14 protein-coding genes and 1 pseudogene are annotated in these 18,020 nt (G+C 63.9%); 10 read left to right on the forward strand and 5 right to left on the reverse strand.

The features are described from left to right. Positions 1 to 106 precede the first annotated feature (106 nt). From BLR85_RS02375 to BLR85_RS02390, 5 genes and pseudogenes are all read right to left on the reverse strand, one after another. Complete coding sequence (locus tag BLR85_RS02375; RefSeq protein WP_212635006.1) at positions 107 to 1,624, reverse strand: acetyl-CoA hydrolase/transferase family protein; 1,518 nt, start codon at positions 1,622 to 1,624, stop codon at positions 107 to 109. A 406-nt stretch (positions 1,625 to 2,030) separates the two neighbouring features. Continuing rightward, positions 2,031 to 2,803: pseudogene (locus tag BLR85_RS02380) on the reverse strand (IS3 family transposase); the annotation flags it as partial. 202 nt (positions 2,804 to 3,005) lie between these two features. After that, a complete protein-coding gene (locus tag BLR85_RS28995) occupies positions 3,006 to 3,155 on the reverse strand; it encodes a hypothetical protein (protein WP_170844430.1) in 150 nt (49 codons plus the stop codon). A gap of 110 nt (positions 3,156 to 3,265) precedes the next feature. Beyond that, on the reverse strand, positions 3,266 to 5,254 hold the full coding sequence (locus BLR85_RS02385) for a multiheme c-type cytochrome (protein WP_093148695.1): 1,989 nt from the start codon (positions 5,252 to 5,254) through the stop codon (positions 3,266 to 3,268). Positions 5,255 to 5,359: 105 nt separating this feature from the next. Then, a complete protein-coding gene (locus BLR85_RS02390) occupies positions 5,360 to 6,070 on the reverse strand; it encodes a Crp/Fnr family transcriptional regulator (protein ID WP_170844431.1) in 711 nt (236 codons plus the stop codon). Positions 6,071 to 6,316: 246 nt separating this feature from the next. Here BLR85_RS02390 and BLR85_RS02395 point away from each other — a divergent pair, with 246 nt between their 5' ends. The 10 genes from BLR85_RS02395 to tsaA all read left to right on the forward strand — a co-directional run bounded on the left by BLR85_RS02395 (position 6,317) and on the right by tsaA (position 17,650). Continuing rightward, positions 6,317 to 7,876, forward strand: a complete 1,560-nt coding sequence (locus BLR85_RS02395; RefSeq protein WP_068309848.1) for an arylsulfatase — start codon at positions 6,317 to 6,319, stop codon at positions 7,874 to 7,876. Positions 7,877 to 8,033: 157 nt separating this feature from the next. After that, positions 8,034 to 9,593: an arylsulfatase gene (locus BLR85_RS02400; protein ID WP_093148707.1), complete on the forward strand. Its 1,560-nt coding sequence runs from the start codon at positions 8,034 to 8,036 to the stop codon at positions 9,591 to 9,593. A gap of 85 nt (positions 9,594 to 9,678) precedes the next feature. Beyond that, a complete protein-coding gene (locus BLR85_RS02405) occupies positions 9,679 to 10,644 on the forward strand; it encodes an HAD family hydrolase (RefSeq protein WP_093149166.1) in 966 nt (321 codons plus the stop codon). Between the two features lie 198 nt (positions 10,645 to 10,842). Continuing rightward, positions 10,843 to 11,820, forward strand: coding sequence for an AAA family ATPase (locus BLR85_RS02410; protein WP_093148710.1), 978 nt, complete (start codon positions 10,843 to 10,845; stop codon positions 11,818 to 11,820). 10 nt (positions 11,821 to 11,830) lie between these two features. Continuing rightward, positions 11,831 to 12,772 (forward strand): DUF58 domain-containing protein, encoded by a 942-nt coding sequence (locus BLR85_RS02415; RefSeq protein WP_093148713.1) that lies wholly within the window; start codon positions 11,831 to 11,833, stop codon positions 12,770 to 12,772. Then, positions 12,772 to 13,254 carry a DUF4381 domain-containing protein gene (locus tag BLR85_RS02420; protein WP_093148717.1) on the forward strand — a complete coding sequence of 161 codons (483 nt, stop codon included), beginning with the start codon at positions 12,772 to 12,774 and terminating at the stop codon, positions 13,252 to 13,254. Before BLR85_RS02415 ends, BLR85_RS02420 begins: the two co-directional genes overlap by 1 nt. Further along, positions 13,251 to 14,234 carry a VWA domain-containing protein gene (locus tag BLR85_RS02425; protein ID WP_093148721.1) on the forward strand — a complete coding sequence of 328 codons (984 nt, stop codon included), beginning with the start codon at positions 13,251 to 13,253 and terminating at the stop codon, positions 14,232 to 14,234. Before BLR85_RS02420 ends, BLR85_RS02425 begins: the two co-directional genes overlap by 4 nt. After that, complete coding sequence (locus BLR85_RS02430) at positions 14,231 to 15,763, forward strand: VWA domain-containing protein (protein ID WP_244520585.1); 1,533 nt, start codon at positions 14,231 to 14,233, stop codon at positions 15,761 to 15,763. Before BLR85_RS02425 ends, BLR85_RS02430 begins: the two co-directional genes overlap by 4 nt. Next, complete coding sequence (locus tag BLR85_RS02435; protein ID WP_093148725.1) at positions 15,760 to 17,031, forward strand: BatD family protein; 1,272 nt, start codon at positions 15,760 to 15,762, stop codon at positions 17,029 to 17,031. The genes BLR85_RS02430 and BLR85_RS02435 overlap by 4 nt, the downstream gene beginning before the upstream one ends. Before the next feature lie 97 nt (positions 17,032 to 17,128). Continuing rightward, positions 17,129 to 17,650, forward strand: coding sequence for a tRNA (N6-threonylcarbamoyladenosine(37)-N6)-methyltransferase TrmO (tsaA, locus tag BLR85_RS02440; RefSeq protein WP_093148729.1), 522 nt, complete (start codon positions 17,129 to 17,131; stop codon positions 17,648 to 17,650). Positions 17,651 to 18,020 lie beyond the last annotated feature (370 nt).

Consider the following 18,020-nt stretch of genomic DNA (forward strand, 5'->3'; position numbering starts at 1 on the left):
CGCGCGGTGTTCCCCCAATATATCCCGAGATCCACGGATTCGGCATGAAAAAGCCGGGGCGGACATGCCGCTCCGGCTGTTTTCTTTCCACGTTCGCGCAGCTGGATCAGGCGCGCATCGTCTTCTTTTCAAGGAAGCGCTGATGCCAGGACAGCGCTTCGCTGGGCAGCATCGGCGTGTGCAGGCCGAGTGCGTTTTTCTTGGCGCGCTCGTAATAGTCTTCGAGCTGCGGTTTGTAGTCCGGGTGAGAGCAATTCGCGATGATCAGTTCCGCACGCCTTTTCGGCGAAAGTCCACGCAGGTCGGCAAGGCCCTGCTCGGTCACGATCACCTGAACGTCCTGAGTGATGTGGTCGGCATGGCTGACATGCGGCACGATTGTCGAGATATCGCCTTTCTTGGCGATCGACGGCGACACGAAGCAGGACAGGTAGGCATTGCGGGTGAAGTCGCCCGAGCCACCGATGCCGTTCATGATCCGCGAGCCCATGACGTGGGTCGAGTTGATATTGCCGAAGATGTCGGCCTCGATCATGCCGTTCATGGAGATCGTGCCCAGGCGGCGGATGACCTCCGGGTGGTTCGAAATCTCCTGCGGGCGCAGGATGATCTTGTCACGGTAGAAATCGAGCTTTTCCCGGAACCGGATTGCGGCCTTGTCGGACATACCGAAGGCGGTCGAGGAAGCGCAGAGCATCTTGCCGTCATCGATCAGGTCCATCATCCCGTCCTGGATGACCTCGGTATAGGCCATCAGGTCATGGAAGGGCGAATCCCGCAGGCCGGCGAGCACGGCGTTGGCGACGTTGCCTACACCCGATTGCAGCGGCAGAAGCTTGTTGGTCAAGCGGCCTTTTTGCACTTCCCACTTCAGGAACTCCATCAGGTGGCCGGCGATCGTCTTGGAGACATCGTCGAGCGGCGGGAAGGGGGCGTTCTTATCGGGAAGGTCGGTCTTGATGATGCCGACCACCTTGTGCGGGTCGCAACGCAGGGTCCGTTGGCCGATGCGATCATTGGCATGGACCATCGGGATCGGCACCCGGTTCGGCGGCAGTGCCGTGCCGTAGTAGATGTCGTGCATCCCCTCCATGCGCTCGTCATGCCAGTCGTTCACCTCCAGGATCACCTTGTCGGCGCAATCGATCCAGGTCTTGTTGTTGCCGATGGAGGTGGCGGGGATCAGCGAGCCGTCTTCCTTGACGCCGGTGACTTCGATCACGGCGACGTCCAGGTTGCCGAAGAAGCCTTCCCAGACCATCGGGGCGACGTGGGAAAGGTGCAGATCGAAATATTCCATCTCGCCGCGGTTGATCTTCTCGCGCTCGATCGGATCGGAATTGTAGGGCAGGCGGTATTTGATCGCGTCGGCCTTGGCGAGGGCGCCGTCGAGTTCGGGGCCGGTGGAGGCGCCGGTCCAGAGGCCGATCTTGAACGGATCGCCAGCTTTATGCGCGGCCTCGATCTGCCCGGCAAGGGCCTGCGGCAGAGCCTTGGGGTAGCCGGAGCCGGTAAAGCCGCTCATGCCGACTGTGTCGCCGGATTTGATCAGTGAAGCCGCGTCATCGGCGCTCATGACCTTTGAGCGAAGATAGGAGTTCTGGATACGATCTGTCGTGGCCACGATTGGTGTCTCCTTATTCTGATCCGTTATCGACAACGGTTTCAGCTATTTTTACGCACGACGACAGGCCTCGTCATCGGCCGGAATTCGCTCTCAAGTGGCGTTCATGCTCTGCAAACTACCAAATTGGAGCGCTGTACCCGTGCCTTATGCCCATTACGATGATGCGATCAATGCGACCATAATGCGTTGTGAGGTCAAAAGGTACCTGCTTGGATGAATTTGGTTTAATATATTGAAAAATATAAAAAATACCCGTGTTGCACGCGGTGCAACGCCATGGGCTTTCGAAGTCACCTGATCGGGCTCGTCTTGTCGGGGAGAATTGGCTTCCATGGAGCTCGCCCCTTTGCTCGACAGGGGCGACATCCTGTCCGCAAACTTCCCGCAACCATAAACAAAATGCCCGCATCCGACCGTTGAAACTCTCGACAAAGCCGTTCTGCATCGGCTTGCCCGGTGCGATGTAGTGCCATTCGATCCGGTGACCGGAACATCAGCGCGGGATGGCGTTACTGGTTAGCTCGGTCACGTTGTCGCTGACAATCATGCCGGGCTTTCCGCGGCGCTCGATCAGGGCGGTCAGCTCGCGTGCCAAACGACGCCCCGAGATCGAGCTTTCCGGATCCGCCGGGATGCATTCCCGGGTGACATCGTCGACCACGTCGAGAACCCGGAAGCGCTGGCCGTTGGCGAACTGGTCGTGGACGAAATCCAAAGACCAGCGTGCATTGGGTCGCGCCGCGACCAGAAGCTGAGCCCGAGTCCCGACAGCCTTCCGCCGCACCTTCCGTTTTCGCACCGTCAGCCCCTCTTCGCGGTAGAGCCGGTAGATGCGACTGATCCCCGAGGGAACACCCTCGCGGCGCAGCAAGACGAACAGGCGCCGGTAACCGAACCGCCTTCGCTCATTGGCCAGGTTCCGCAAGCGACCGCGCAGCACCGTGTCCGGCGCGCGTTGAGTCCGATAGCGGATCATCGCTCGATCCGCGCCGACGATGTGGCAGACCCGCCGTTCCGATAGGCCATGCTCGGCACGAAGATACGCAACGACTTCCCGCTTCACGGCGGGCCCTGCCACTTTTTTGAATCCAGGTCCTTCATCGCCGCCAGATCCAGCATCTGCTCGGCCTGCAGCTTCTTCAGCTTCGCGTTCTCATCCTCGAGCGCCTTCAGCCGCTAGGCTCCAGACTTCGGTAACGGGGCGGGCTCTGTCAATGGGGATTGCCCACACACGATCGTCCGACGCTCTCCTTTGAGCGCCGATCATCTGTATTTTTTGTCCGTTGTGGCGTTTCTCGCCAGCCCTTCTTTAACAGATCTCCCTCGGGTTCATGCTTCGGTCCGTGGTCGGCGCGATGGCCGCCAACATGATGCTGGTTCAGTGCGGTATCCCGCCGATCTTGTAGGTTAGAAGCGTCGAGGTGACCGAGATAACCAGCAGCAATATTCCCACACTGCCCATCGCAAAATTGATCTGCGTGCGGATGCTCCAGCCATTCCAGGCCAGGTTGGTCTTCTTGAGCGACATCGCGAACTGTTCCGTTGCTTGTGACAGGGGTTCTGGCACCAGCTAGAACATACAAGTCCTAATGTTTCGGAAACCGCCGCGCGTTCCGGCCGACGGTTTTTCGCCTGAACCTAGGGAAGCTGATCGCGCAGGGCCAGCAGGTCCGGTGCCTTCGGGTTGCGGGCCAGTGCCGCGTCGAGGGTCTGCCGTGCTTCATCCATCCGGTCGGAGGCGGCTTGAAGGCGCACGATCATGGACCAGGCACTGGTCATCTGCGGGTCTAGCCGAACCGCTTCGCCGAAGGATGCCAGTGCCCCTTCGAGGTTGCGGGTGGTCAAGGCGATGCCGCCAAGAACAAGCTGCGTTTCGGGGAAATCGGCGGTCGCTGCGAGGGTTTGCTGCCATTCGCCCATCGCCGCCTGCATGGCTTCGGCCTGTTTCGTGGGCAGGTGGGCGATCGACGCGGCGAGCAGCTCACGCACCGCGGAATTGCGCACCAGGCGCGTGTCGTCTTCCAGCAGGCGCAGCAGCCGCAGGGTCATGTCGGTGGGAGCGGCGGCGCGTTGAAGGCCGGCCGCGTTGGCGCGCACCACCGGGTCTGGGTCCGATAGCAGGCCCTGCATCCGGTCGGCCAGCTCGGGAGTGCCAAGGGGCAGCAGCATCTCGAGCGCGGTGGCGCGGACAATCGCTGGCAGGTTCGACAGCGCAATTTCCGCGAGGTTCTCCAATTCCGAAGCGTCGCCCTTGCGGATCGCGGCGAAAGTGGTGGCGAAATGCGGTCCGCGATATTGGGAGTCGGGGAAACGCTTTTCCAGCTCCTGCTGTGCCCAGAACGGTCCCTCGGTGGCGTGGCAATCGGTGCAGGCATTCGGCGCGCCCGTGCTCACCGACAGGTCCGGCCGCGGTACGCGAAAGGAATGGTCGTGGCGTCCGTCCACGCCCATGTAGACGCGCTCGATCATGTGGCAGGAGACGCATTGCGCGCCCTCGCTGTCGGGTTCGTGGAAGTGGTGCTCGACACTGTCATACTCGGCCAGCTTCAAGCTGGGGAAATCCGGGTTGCCGGCCGGCGAATGGCAGCTCAGGCAGATGCCGTTGCCTTCGTTGTAATGGGTGGCGCTATGCACGTCGTGGCAATCGGAGCATTGCACGCCGGCGGCATACATCTTTGATTGCAGGAAGGAACCGTAGACATAGACCTCGTCGAGGATCTGCCCGTCGGCTTCGTAGAGTGGATCGCGCAGGGTCGAGAGGCGATAGGCGTCGTGGAAGGGCGTGCCGGGCAGGGGGGAGGCGGCCTCCAGCGGGCCGCGCCGGGCGTGGCAGGCGGCGCATTGCTGGATCTCGGTCTCGGCGTCGCCCGAGGTAAAATCGGCGGAGAAGCCGGTCGGGCTCAGCCCTTCGATTGGCCAGCCGGGCAGATCGCCTTCCGCCGCGGCCCAGTCCAGATGCAGGGAGCCGGGGCCGTGGCAGGCCTCGCAGCCGACGCCGATCTCGGAATAGGTGGAGTTGTAGCGTTTCTCCTGCGCATCGTAATTGCGCTGGTAGTTCGTGGAATGGCACTCCGCACAGCGGTTGTTCCATGTCTTGTAGGGGCCGGTCCAGTGGAAGGCCTCCGAAGCCGGCAGATGCTGGTCGGGATACATGTGGAACCACTCGTTGCGCACGGTATCCCAGGGGATGTCGAATGTCTGGAACCGTCCCGGCTCGGTCTCGACGAAATATTGCTGCAGCGGTGTAATGCCGATCACGCCGGCAACGGGCCAGCGCGTCATGGCGCCGTCGGGGCCGTCGCTTTCTATGAAAAGCTGTTCCCCCTCGCGGCTGAATTGGGTGGTCACACCGCGATGGGTGAAGCTCGCGTCGTCGAAATCGGCCAGCACACCTTCGCTGGTTTCCGTCCAGGCCAGGTCGTGATGCGAACCTTGCCAGTCCTCCCACTCCGGCGCGTGGCATTCCGCACAGGCGGGGCTGCCGACATATTCGGGCGGCTCGGAAGACTCCTCGGCCGGTGCCGGACCGGAAACAAGGCTGGCCGCGAACAGGAGCCCGGCCGCGAAGACGCGCCCGAAAAGGCCTGCGGCCTTGGCAAGGGAGCGGGGGGATGCGGCGGCTGACATGGGGATTCTCCTGTTGTCTTCGGCCACGCTATCCCCGCGGGGGCTGAATCGGCCAGAGGCGAAGTTGCGAAAGTGGCTGCCGTTTCGTCACGGGGTAGACGCGTCTCAGTCACAGGCGAAACGAAAAAGTTCATCGCGGTCCAGCAACCGCAACCGGCCATAGCCGAGTTCGATCGCGTTTATTTCCGAGAGCGCGCGCAGGCATCGCTGCACCGTCGGCAGCGAAACGGCCGTGTGCTCGGCCAGTTCCTCCTGCGACAGCTCGATCCAGCCGTCGGGGCTGCTGATGGATTCGGCGATATGCAGAAGGCGCAGCGCGATGCGGCTGTTTGCGCGCGTGACCGACAGGTTGGCCAGCAGCCGCAGCGCGGTCTGCATGTTCGCATGGGTCAGCGCATAGAAGTCGCGCATCATCTCCGGATGTTTCCGCACGAGTTCCCGCAGCTTTTTACTCGGCAGGAACAACGCCTGAACCGGCCCGCGCGCCACGACGCTCACCAGCCGCCGCTGGTCCGAGAACAGCGCCAGGTCTCCCACCCAGAACCCCGCCTCGGCGCGATGGGGGGTGAGCATCTCCTTGTTCTCGCCCGGGATCAGGATCTGGACCACGCCGGAAACGATACCGAACAGGCCGTTGGGCTGATCGCTCAGGTTGTAAAGCGGCTGGTCGGATTCGAAACTGGCCAAACGCCCGATGCCAAACAGGGCCTCGCGCGTTGCGTTATCCCGCTCGGCCAGCCATCCACGTTCGAAAAGGACGGACCTGGCTTCGTCAAGCGGTGGAGGTTTGGCGACTTTCTTTTGGGAAACATTCATTTGATGGGATAGCCAAAATGATATCGGACTAGAAATAACGAGCATGGAGAGCTTAGAGTTGCTTTGTGCGCCTGTCGACGCCGCTGATGGGCGTGCAGTGTTTTTGTTCGAGTGGGCCGGCGCGGTGATGACCCGGTCATGCAGAGATGGTTTGTTCAAAGAAGGCGGTTCGTCAGAAACCGCTATCCAGGGAGAAATTGAATGCGATCAAGACTTTCATTACGAGCCGTGCTCGGCGCGTCGTTCATGGGGCTTGCGCTGAGCGCGACAGGCGCCTGGGCACAAGACGCCGACAAGCCCAACATCCTGGTGATCTGGGGGGATGACGTTGGCCAGTCCAACATCTCGGCCTACACAATGGGCCTGATGGGATACCGGACGCCCAATATCGACCGGATCGCCGAGGAGGGGGTCATCTTCACCGACTATTACGGTGAACAATCCTGCACCGCCGGCCGCTCCTCCTTCATCATGGGGCAGTCGGTCTTCCGCACCGGGCTTTCCAAGGTCGGCCTGCCGGGTGCCAAGGAAGGCATGATGGTCGAGGATCCGACCATTGCCGGCCTGCTCAAGGCCGAAGGCTACGCTACCGGTCAGTTCGGCAAAAATCACCTCGGCGACCGCGACGAGCATCTGCCGACCAACCACGGGTTCGACGAGTTCTTCGGCAATCTCTATCACCTCAACGCCGAGGAAGAGCCGGAGAACGAGGATTACCCGGGCGAAATGGTTCTGCCCGATGGCTCCACCTTCCGCGACAAATGGGGGCCGCGCGGTGTGATCAAATCCTCCGCCGACGGGACCATCGAGGATACCGGGCCGCTGACCATCAAGCGGCAGGAAACCGTCGATGATGAAACCGTCGCCGCCGCGATTGATTTCATCCAGCGCTCGGAAGACGCCGACACGCCGTGGTTTGTCTGGTGGTCCGGCACCCGGATGCATTTCCGCACCCATGTCAGCGAAGAGCGCCGCGAGATGGCCGACGAGATCGTCGGCAAGCATGTCGACGAGTACCAAGCCGGCATGATCGAGCATGATATGCACATCGGCATTTTCCTCGACAAGCTGGACGAGCTTGGCATCGCCGACAACACCATCGTCTTCTACTCCACCGACAATGGCGTCCACATGAACACGTGGCCGGATGCAGGCATGACGCCGTTCTGGGGTGAGAAAAACACCAACTGGGAAGGCGCGTGGCGCGTTCCGTCGATGGTCCGCTGGCCTGGCAAGATCGCCGAGGGCGAGGTGATCAACGAGATCGTCCATCACATGGACTGGCTGCCGACCTTCCTGGCCGCTGCCGGCAACGAAACCATCAAGGAAGACCTGCTGGAAGGCGTCACCGTTGCCGAAGTGGGCGGCGGTCGCGACTACCGGGTGCATCTGGACGGATACAATATCCTTCCGCTGCTGACCGGAGAGGCCGAGGAGAGCCCGCGCAAGGAGATCTTCTACTTCACCGATGACGGCGACCTTGCCGCGCTGCGCTACATGGACTGGAAGATCACCTTCCTGGAGCAGAAGGCCTGGGGAACTTTCCGTGCATGGATGGAGCCGCTGACACCGCTGCGCGTTCCGCTGATCTTCAACCTGCGCCGCGATCCGTATGAGCGCGGTTACCGGACCTCCAACACCTTCTACGACTGGATGCTCGACCGCGCCTACATGCTGGTACCGGCACAGGCCTACGTGGCCAGCTTCCTTGAGACCTTCAAGGAATACCCGCCGCGTCAGGAAGCAGCCTCCTTCAGCCTTGACAAGGTGATGGAGACGCTGTCGCAGCCGGGCGGCGCCCAGTAAGCTCCGGGCATAGAAACACCGAGGAAGGCCGCCCGCTGGCGGCCTTCTTTGGAAATAAAAGATCGTGCTGAAGATTCTTTTTGAAACGACTCGATTTCACGCCAATCTACTGACTTATGCCCGCGAGGAATTGCGCGGGATAATCAGGGAGGATTACATGACCAATCGTATCTCCGCACCATGGCGCAGCCTCGCTGCCGCCGCCGTGCTGTCGGGGCTGGGAAGCGGCGCCGCGCTGGCGCAGGACAGCGACCAGCCCAATTTTCTGATCATCTGGGGCGACGACGTCGGCTACTGGAATGTCAGCGCCTACAACCAGGGCATGATGGGCTACCAGACGCCCAATATCGACCGCATCGCCAATGAGGGCATGCTCTTTACCCATGGCTATGGCGAGCAGAGTTGCACCGCCGGCCGCGCGTCCTTTGTCACCGGCCAGTCGGGTTTCCGTACCGGCCTGCTCAAGGTCGGCCTGCCGGGCGCGCCGGAAGGCATGTCCGAGAAGGACCCGACCATTGCCGAATACATGAAGTCCAAGGGCTACATGACCGGCCAGTATGGCAAGAACCACCTCGGCGACCGCGACGAGCACCTGCCGACGAACCACGGTTTCGACGAGTTCTTCGGCAATCTCTATCACCTCAATGCCGAAGAGGAGCCCGAGAACGCCGACTATCCGAAAGATCCGGCCTTCCGTGAGAATTTCGGCCCGCGCGGCGTGATCAAGTCTTCCGCCGACGGCGCGATCGAGGATACAGGCCCGCTCACCCGCAAGCGCATGGAGACGATCGACGAGGAGGTCACCGCCGGAGCGCTCGATTTCATCGACCGCGCGGTCGCGCAGGAGAAGCCCTTTTTCCTGTGGTACAACACCACGCGGATGCACATCTTTACCCACCTGAAGGAAGAGAGCCAGGGCGTCACGGGCCTGGGTGTCTATCCCGACGGCATGGTCGAGCATGACAAGATGGTCGGCCAGATGCTCGACAAGCTCGACGAGTTGGGCATCGCCGACAACACCGTGGTGATGTACTCCACCGACAATGGCGCCGAGGTGTTCAGCTGGCCCGATGGCGGTACCACGCCGTTCCGGGGCGAAAAGAATGACAACTGGGAAGGCGGCTTCCGCGTTCCGATGATGATCAAGTGGCCGGGCGTCATCGAGCCGGGCCGCAAGTCCAACCAGATCATCAGCCATCTCGACTGGTTCCCAACCTTCATGTCCGCCCTTGGCGATACCGACATGAAGGAGCGGATGCTCTCCGAGGCGCCCTTTGGCGAGGGCAACGAGCCGGTGCACCTGGACGGCTATGACTTCATGCCCTTCTTCAAAGGCGAGACCGAGGAAGGCCCGCGCAAGGAGTTCTTCTATTTCTCCGATGGCGGGGACCTGATGAACCTGCGTTACAACCAGTGGAAAGTGGTCTTTGCCGAGCAACGCGAGCACGGCTTCAACGTCTGGCAGGAGCCGCTCACCTTCCTGCGGCTGCCCAAGGTCATGAACCTCTACAGCGATCCGTTCGAGCGGGCCGAGCACGAGAGCATCGGCTATTCGCAGTGGCGTCTGGAGCGGGCCTATCTGCTGGTGCCGGCGCAGGCCTTCGTGGCGCAGTTCCTGTCGACCTTCGAGAAATTCCCGCCGCGCCAGAAGCCGGCGAGCTTCTCCATCGACCAGGTACTGCAATCGCTGCAGACCGGCGGCACGTCGAGCAACTGATCGAAGCCAATCGGGGGCGCGGTGCAGTCGCGCCCCCGTCGTTCTTCCTTCTTTACCAGATTTTGAACCAGCGAGTTTCCCGATGATCCGGCCCCTTCTTTCCGCTTCCGCCCTGAGCCTGGCCGCAACCGCCCTCTGGGCCGACCCGCTGCCCTCCTGGAATGCGGGCGAGACCAAGTCCGCGATCATTTCCTTCGTCGAGGCGGTCACCGACCCGGCCTCCGAAACCTATGTCACCCCCGCCGACCGCATAGCCGTCTTCGACAATGACGGTACGCTCTGGGCCGAGCAGCCGGCCTATTTCCAGCTCTTCTTCGCCATCGACCAGGTAAAGAAACTCGACGCCTCTGCGCTTACCTCCGATGCCCTCAAGGCGGCTGCGGCGGGCGATGTCGAGGCGTTGCTTGCGACTGGCAAGGAAGGCTTGCTGGAAGTGCTGGCCGCCTCCCATACCGGCATGTCGGTGGCCGACTTCCAGGCCTCCGTTGCCGCGTGGCTGGACGAGGCCCGCCACCCCACCACCGGCAGGCCCTATGACGCGATGGTCTACCAGCCGATGCTGGAGTTGCTGGTCTATCTGCGAGACGAAGGCTTCGACACCTATATCGTCTCCGGCGGCGGTATTGATTTCATCCGGGTGCTGGCGCCGGATGCCTATGGCATCGACGAGGCGCAGGTGGTGGGCTCCTCGCTCGTCACCGAATACGTGCTGGGCGAGGCCGGGCCGGTCCTGATGAAGATGCCCGATCTCTTCTTCAACGATGACAAGGCCGGCAAGCCGGTGGCGATCAATCACCATATCGGCAAGCGCCCTATTTTTGCCGGCGGCAATTCGGATGGCGATTTCCAGATGCTGGAATGGACCACGTCGGGAGAGGCGCCGGGCTTCGGCCTTTATGTCCACCATACCGACGCAGATCGCGAATGGGCCTATGACCGCGAGGGCCATATCGGCGTGCTGAACCGGGGGCTGGACGAGGGCGCCGAGCACGGTTGGCATTTCGCCGACATGGCGAAGGACTGGGCCGTGATTTTCCCCGCCACGGAATGAGACCATGGTCCGCGAGTTCAGAACGATCCTTCGGATCGTGCCTCCGGCGGGGATATTTGGAGGAAAGATGAATTCGGTGCGTGGGACCGGGCTTCCTCTTTCCGGAAATATCCCGGGGGAGTCGCGGCCTGCCGCGACGGGGGCAGCGCCCCCGATCAAGACGATTGCGACCGGAATGTCCGTTGAGGAGAGGTTTCCATGACCGCACATGAGCAGATCACCGCGCTTCAGGAGCGCATGGGCCAGTCCATCATCGGCCAGACGGACGTGATCGAGCGGCTTGTCATCGGGCTTCTGGCCAATGGCAACCTGCTGATCGAGGGTCTCCCCGGGTTGGCCAAGACGCGCGCAGTCAAGGCGATGTCGAAAAATCTCGAAGCCGATTTCTCGCGCATCCAGTTCACGCCGGACCTGTTGCCATCGGACGTGACGGGCACGGAGGTCTATCACCAGACCGCTGAAGGCGCGCAGTTCCGTTTCGAGGCGGGGCCGATATTTGCCAATATCGTGCTGGCCGACGAGATCAACCGGGCGCCCGCCAAGGTGCAGGCGGCGCTACTGGAAGCGATGGAGGAGCGACAGGTGACGGTTGCGGGCACTACGCACAAGATGCCGCCGCTCTTCATCGTCATGGCGACCCAGAACCCGATCGAGCAGGAGGGCACCTATCCGCTGCCCGAGGCGCAGATGGACCGGTTCCTGATGCATGTGCAGGTGCTCTATCCGCCGGTCGAAGACGAGGTGGAAGTGATCCGGCTGGTGCGCGGCGAGGAGCAGGACACCCATTCCGGCGGTAGAGGTAAGGCTCCGCCCGCGATCCCGCAACAAGCCGTCTTCGATGCCCGCGCTGAGATCGGCCAGATCCATGTCGCCGACGCGATGGATCGCTACATGGCCGACCTGGTGCAGGCCAGCCGCACGCCGGGGGCGCTCTCCGAGGATCTCGCCCGCTGGATCGAGATCGGCGCTTCGCCGCGCGGCAGCCTCGCGCTGGACAAATGTTCCCGCGCGCACGCCTGGCTCAAGGGGCGCGACTACGTGGATCCGGCCGATGTGCGCGCCATCGTCCATGACGTCTTTCGCCACAGGATCGCGCTCTCCTACGAGGCACAGGGCGACGCCGTTTCGATTGACCGGGTGATCGACGAGATCGTCAGCCTCGTCGCACTGCCCTGAGGCGCGGGCGATGCCGGAGCCCACCACACCGCGCGACCCGCGCATCCACACCGATCTTGCCCATCTGCGCAAGCTGGCAGGTTCCGCACGCGCTCTCTCATTCCTGCCGCGCCAGCCCGCGCGTTCGGCGCTCAATGGCCGCCATGCCAGCCGGCTCCGGGGCCGGGGCCTCAATTTCGAGGAGCTGCGCAACTACCAGGTGGGGGACGACCCGCGCACCATCGACTGGAAGGTAACCGCGCGCACCGGCGAGCCTTATGTGCGTGTCTATACCGAGGAGCGCGACCGCCCGGCGCTGCTGCTGGTCGATCAGCGCATGTCGATGTTCTATGGCAGCCAGCGCAACATGAAATCGGTTACCGCCGCCGAGGCCGCCGCGCTCGCGGCCTTCCGCATCCGCGCGCAGGGGGATCGCGTCGGCGGCATCGTCTTTACCGACGACACCCTGGCCGAGCTGCGCCCCAAGGCGTCGAATGTCGCACTGAACCGGCTGCTCACCTGCATTGCCGATGCCAATTGCGCGCTCCATGCCGAGCGCGAAGTCGCCCGCTCCATGCCGCTCAACCGACCGCTGGAGGCCGCCGCGCGGATCGCCACAACCGGCAACCTGATCCTTGTCTTTTCCGATTTCGCCGAAGTGGACGACAAGACCGAGCGTCTTGTCCGCCGGCTCGCGCAGCATAATGACGTGATCCTCTTCCCGGTCTCCGACCCGTCCGGCCTCAGCTTGCCGGAAGATTTCCGCATCGTTGCCTCGGATGGCACCTTGCAGGTCGAGCTTGATGCGCGCGAGGCCGAGACGATGCGACGGGTCGAGGAAGTCGTCGGCTCCCGCATCGCCCGTGCCATTGGCTGGACGCGGAAATACGGCGTGCCGGTGCTGCCGCTCTCGGCCGGGCGCGAGACGCTGCCGCAGCTGATGGAGCTGATGGGCCTGCGGGGAGGGCGCTGATGGCGGACCTTCCCGAGACGGATGGCAAGAACCTCGTCGAGATGCTCGACATGCTCAAGCCGATCCCGGAACCCGAGCCGATCTCGATGATCCCAGCCACGTCGGGCTGGATCTGGCTCGGCCTCGCGGTGATCGGCCTGCTGTGTTTTGCCGGCTACCGCGCGCGGCGGTATTGGAACGCGAATGCCTATCGACGCGCCGCACTTGCCGAGCTGGCACGGGCGGGCGACAAGCCGGAGGCGATTGCCGCCATCCTGCGCCGTGCCGCGCTCGTGGCCTATCCGCGTGCCGATGTGGCCAGCCTGACTGGCCCGGACTGGTGCGCCTTTCTCGACAAGAGCTACGGCGGGGACGGGTTCTCGGGCGACCTCGGCGCCGCGCTCACCCGCGCCCCGTGGCGGGAGGTGCCGACGGATCCGGCCGTGACCGCACTGGCACGGCGCTGGCTCAAGAGCCACAAACCGGCGAGGCGCGTGACATGACGCTGTCGCTGGCCTTCCCCTGGGCGCTCCTGCTGCTGCCCGCACCGCTGCTGGTCTGGCGTTTCGCGTCGCCCCATCGCGACCGCACCCGCGCGCTGCGCATTCCTTTCTTCCGCCAGATCACGGAGGCTGCCGGGCTGGAGCCACGCCCCGGTTCCGTCATCCTTCAACGCCGAAAGGTACAGATGCTTGCCGCTATTCTGTGCTGGCTGTTGCTGGTGCTGGGCCTCGCGCGGCCGGAACTGCTCGGCCAAAAAGTGGTGGTGGAAAAGGCCGCGCGCGACATGGTGCTGGCGGTCGATATTTCCGGCTCGATGGATGCGCGCGATATGCAGGACGAGGCGGGCGAGCGCCAGCAGCGCCTGCAATTGGTCAAGGACGTCGTGGGCGGCTTCATCGAGGCGCGCGACGGCGACCGCATCGCGCTCATCGTCTTTGGCACCCGCGCCTTCGTGCAGACGCCCTTTACCGAGGATCTCGACTCCGTGCGCGAATTGCTCGACGGCACGCAGGTCGGCATGGCCGGGCCGGATACTGCCATTGGCGACGCCATCGGGCTGGCCATTCGCACATTCGAAACCTCGGAGGTGGAGCAGCGGCTGCTCGTGCTGCTCTCCGATGGCGCGGACACGTCGAGCCGCATGTCTCCCGTCAACGCCGCCGAGATCGCCGCGCAGGAAGGCGTCACGATCTACACCATCGGCGTGGGCGACCCGACGGGGGCAGGCGATGACAAGGTCGATCTCAAGGCGCTCGAAGACATCGCCAACCGTGCGGGTGGCCAGTTCTACTACGCAACCGATGGCGAGGGCTTGCAGGCGATCTATGCCGAGATCGAACGGCTCAATCCGCGCATCACCGAAACCGTCAGCTTCCAGCCAAAACAGCCGCTGGCCTGGATCCCCTTCGCGCTGGCCGCGGTGATCATGATACTGGCGAGCGGATGGATGCAGATGACAAGCCGCAGGAGGGAAGCATGATGGGCGGCTTCCTCGACGCGCTCGGTGCATTCCACCTGCTCAGGCCGTGGGCTTTGCTGGCGCTGCTCCCGCTGGCGTTGCTGTGGTGGCGCATCCGGGCCTTGCGCGGTGATTACGGCAAACCTGCCACCGGCATCGCGCCGCATCTGGCCGAGGCCCTGACAGTCGGGCAGGGGGGGGAGCGTCGCCTGCAACCCATCGACCTGGTGATGGCAACGGTGATCCTGCTGGTGCTGGCCGCGTCCGGGCCGACATGGAGCCGCGTGCCCAACCCGCTCCTTGCGCAGAGCGCGCCGCTCGTGGTGGCGCTGGAGGTCTCCGAGAGCATTGAGGCGCCGGACCTGCCGCCGAACCGGCTCGACCGGGCGAAGTTCAAGATCCTCGACCTCGTGGAGGACCGCGCCGGCGCGCGCACTGCGCTCATCGCCTATGCTGGCACCGCCCACCGCGTCGCCCCGCTGACCGAGGACCCGAATATCCTGCGCTCCATGCTGGAGGCGCTCACACCCGCCGTCATGCCTCAGACAGGCGACAATGCCACCGCCGCGCTGGAACTGGCAAAGGAAGAACTGGCGAAATCGGAGACGCCCGGTGCGATCCTCTTCGTGCTGGACGCGTTGAACCAGTCCGATGTCGCGGCGTTTGCCGATCTGGGCGAGATCCCGATGATCTTCCTTCTTGCCGCCCCCGAAGGCAGCCCGCGCGGGGCGCTGGATGCGCTGCCCGGCGCGCAGGTGATCCAACTCACGGCGGACGACACCGACATCCGCGCCATCGACCGCGCCGCCGCCTCGGCCTATCGCGCCGCACTTCTGGGCGATGAACGGCTCGACTGGGATGATCGCGGCTGGCTGCTCGGCTGGCTCGCCCTGCCGCTTCTGCTGATGTGGTTCCGCCGTGGCTGGACGATGCGATGGGCTGTGCTGCTGACGCTTGGACTTGGGGTCTCCGCACCGGGGACAGCACGCGCCGATGTGGTGGACTGGTTCTTTACCCCCGATCAGCAAGGGATGCGCGCCTATCGGCAAAAGGACTTTGCCCGCGCCGCAGAGCATTTCCAGGACCCGATGTGGCGCGGCCTCGCACTGTTCCGCTCGGGGCAGTACCCGGATGCGGTGGACCTCTATTCCCGGCTGGACACGCCCGAGGCCGCCTTTGGCGAGGGCATGGCGCGGACGCGCAACCGCGAATACCGCCCCGCCATCGCGGCCTATGAAAAGGCGCTTGAATTGCAGCCGGATTTCCCGGAGGCGGAGTGGAACCTGGAAGTCACCAAGGCGATCCTGACCTATGTCGAGGACGCGCGGGAGGCGGGCGATACCGGCGAGGAACAGGGGATCGGGGCCGACGATGTCGTCTTCGACAACGAGGCGGAGCGGGGCGCGGAGACGCAGAAAGACTACTCGGAGCAGGAGGAGGGGCAGGGCTTCCAGACCGCCGAGCAATGGATGCGCTCGGTTGATACCGATATGGGGGATTTCCTGCGCACGCGCTTCCTGCAGGAGAATGCGAACGGGGGGCAGCCATGAGAGTGTTCGTCCTCGCTCTTAGCCTTCTGCTGCTCCCTCTCGGTCTCCTTGCCCAGACAGAGAACGCAGCCACGCAATCGGCGGTCGAACCGCTCGTCCGGGTTTCGCTGGAGCCGGAAACCGGCGTGGTGGGCCAACCGATGGTGCTGCGTATCTCGATCCTCGTGCCGACCTGGCTGCCGCAGCCGCCCGCCTTCCCGAGCATGGAGGCGCCCAATGTCATCACCCGCTTGCCCGAACGCGCCTCGGGGCCGATCAGCGAAAGCGTAAATGGCGAGACGTGGTCGGGCGTCAGCCGCGCCTATCGCCTCTACCCGATGCTGCCGGGCGAGGTGAGCCTTCCGGCGCAAAGCATCACCGTGACCTATGCCGACCCCGACACCACCCAGCCCGTGACATATGAGGCGCCGCTGGAGCCGATCCGCTTCCAGGTGCGTGTGCCGGAGGGCGCGGAGGGGCTGGACCCGCTGATCCTGGCCAGCGGCTTCACGCTGGAGCAGAGCATCGAGGGCGCGGATGGTCCGCTGGGGCAGGGAGAGGCGGCAACCCGCACCGTTACTGCCCGGATCGAGGGCACCTCGCCGCTGTTCATTCCGCCCCTGTTACCGGGTGTGCAGAGCGATGCAGTCAAAGCCTATCCCAGGGATCCCGTCGTGCGGGAGACGGAGGAGCGCGGCGTGCTGTCCGGCAGCCGGACCGAGGTGGAAACCTATGTCGCGCAATATGGCGGGGCGGTGGATCTGCAGGCGATCGCCCTCGACTGGTTCAATACCGACAGCGGCAAGGTGGAAACCGCGCGCCTCGAAGGGGCGCGGCTGGAGGTTGACGCGCCCGCGGCGCCGGCCCTGCCGAAGGTTACCCCGCGCGAGGTCGCAATGCTGGTGGGGGCAGGGCTGTTGTTCGGGCTGCTGCTGTGGGCCGGCAACCGGTGGCTCCTGCCGCCGCTGAAGAGCCGGCACGCCGAGCGCCGCGCGGCGCGGCTGGCCAGCGAGGGGTTTGCCGCCCATGAAGTGGCGCGCGCCATTGCGCAAACGGACCTGTCGGGTGTTGTAACGGCGCTGGCGCTCTGGTCGCAGCGTTGCCCGGGCGATGAGGATGCGCTGGAGCCCGCGCTGGCCGCGATTGGCGCCGAACGTTTCGGCCGCGGCGGTGGCGATGCCGGGCAGGCGGCCTGGCAACAGCTGCGGGTTGTCTTCGAGGCCGAGCGCAAGCGCCGCCTTCACGGCACGAACGGGCGCGGTGCGCTCCCGCCCCTGAACCCATCCTGAAGCCCGTGGAAACCGGCGCGCGCTGCGGCGCTCTTTCGCATGGCGCCGGGCGCGGGCATGGCCATTCTCGGGCAAGGCAACGCGAAAGGGATACGACGTGACCGACAAGCCGGAAATCCGAGACGGAGAGCATCTGCTCGACTTCGATCCCGCCGAGCGCACCGAGGCCGGTGTTGCCTTCATCGGCCATATCCGCAGCCCCTGGACCGAGCGCGCGGAGTGCCCCCGCAACATCTCCACCGCCCGCGAGGACGGGCGCGGCGCGCGGATCGTGCTGCGGGAGGGCTACGCGGAGGGGCTCGCCGGGCTGGAGGCCGGGCGGCACCTGATGGTGCTCTACTGGATGGACCGGGCGCGGCGCGACCTGATCGTGCAGAACCCGCGCCACACATACGCCCCGCGCGGCACCTTCGCCCTGCGCTCGCCCAACCGGCCGAACCCGGTCGCCATGTCCGCGGTGACCATCCGCTCCATCGACCTCGCGTCGGGCGAAATCGAGATCGACGCCATCGATTGCCTGGACGGAACCCCGGTCGTGGACATCAAGCCCTGGCTTCCCGGGATCGACGTGCCGGCAGGCGTTTCGGTGCGGGAAGAATCGGATAGCGCCCGTTCGTGATTCGCATCACCATTGGCGGAGCGAGTCGGTCTGGGCGGCACAATCTCGGCTCAGAGCCTGAAATTGGTGCTCGAACGATAACGATCCATTAACCGTTTTGGCAAAACCCTTCCGATTTGTGGCAAGATCTGGGCGTTGACGTGACGTCTTCTTGATTGTTGCCAATCGTGAAACGCAACCATCAACATATGGTGCCGGAACTGCCGGTTTGCGGGGGGTGCAGGGCTGAAATGTGTCGGAAACATGGCGGAGCGGTCTCACAAAGCCGCAAAACCGGAAACAATTGGCACCGTGGGTCAGTCGGGCGAGTCCCGAGAAATATAGGATTTCCACGGTATTGCCCCATTTCCGTCGCCATTTTTCCGACAAT

The sequence above is a fragment of the Aliiruegeria lutimaris genome (assembly GCF_900099935.1).
Classification (GTDB): Bacteria; Pseudomonadota; Alphaproteobacteria; order Rhodobacterales; family Rhodobacteraceae; genus Tropicimonas; species Tropicimonas lutimaris.

Bases quoted from the DNA above. Each gene is read 5' to 3' on its own strand.
- BLR85_RS02435 (WP_093148725.1), top strand. From the start codon at position 15,760: ATGAGAGTGTTCGTCCTCGCTCTTAGCCTTCTGCTGCTCCCTCTCGGT.
- BLR85_RS02400 (WP_093148707.1), top strand. From the start codon at position 8,034: ATGACCAATCGTATCTCCGCACCATGGCGCAGCCTCGCTGCCGCCGCC.
- BLR85_RS28995 (WP_170844430.1), bottom strand. From the start codon at position 3,155: ATGTCGCTCAAGAAGACCAACCTGGCCTGGAATGGCTGGAGCATCCGC.
- BLR85_RS02430 (WP_244520585.1), top strand. From the start codon at position 14,231: ATGATGGGCGGCTTCCTCGACGCGCTCGGTGCATTCCACCTGCTCAGG.
- BLR85_RS02420 (WP_093148717.1), top strand. From the start codon at position 12,772: ATGGCGGACCTTCCCGAGACGGATGGCAAGAACCTCGTCGAGATGCTC.
- BLR85_RS02410 (WP_093148710.1), top strand. From the start codon at position 10,843: ATGACCGCACATGAGCAGATCACCGCGCTTCAGGAGCGCATGGGCCAG.
- BLR85_RS02415 (WP_093148713.1), top strand. From the start codon at position 11,831: ATGCCGGAGCCCACCACACCGCGCGACCCGCGCATCCACACCGATCTT.
- BLR85_RS02385 (WP_093148695.1), bottom strand. From the start codon at position 5,254: ATGTCAGCCGCCGCATCCCCCCGCTCCCTTGCCAAGGCCGCAGGCCTT.
- BLR85_RS02425 (WP_093148721.1), top strand. From the start codon at position 13,251: ATGACGCTGTCGCTGGCCTTCCCCTGGGCGCTCCTGCTGCTGCCCGCA.
- BLR85_RS02395 (WP_068309848.1), top strand. From the start codon at position 6,317: ATGGGGCTTGCGCTGAGCGCGACAGGCGCCTGGGCACAAGACGCCGAC.
- BLR85_RS02390 (WP_170844431.1), bottom strand. From the start codon at position 6,070: ATGAATGTTTCCCAAAAGAAAGTCGCCAAACCTCCACCGCTTGACGAA.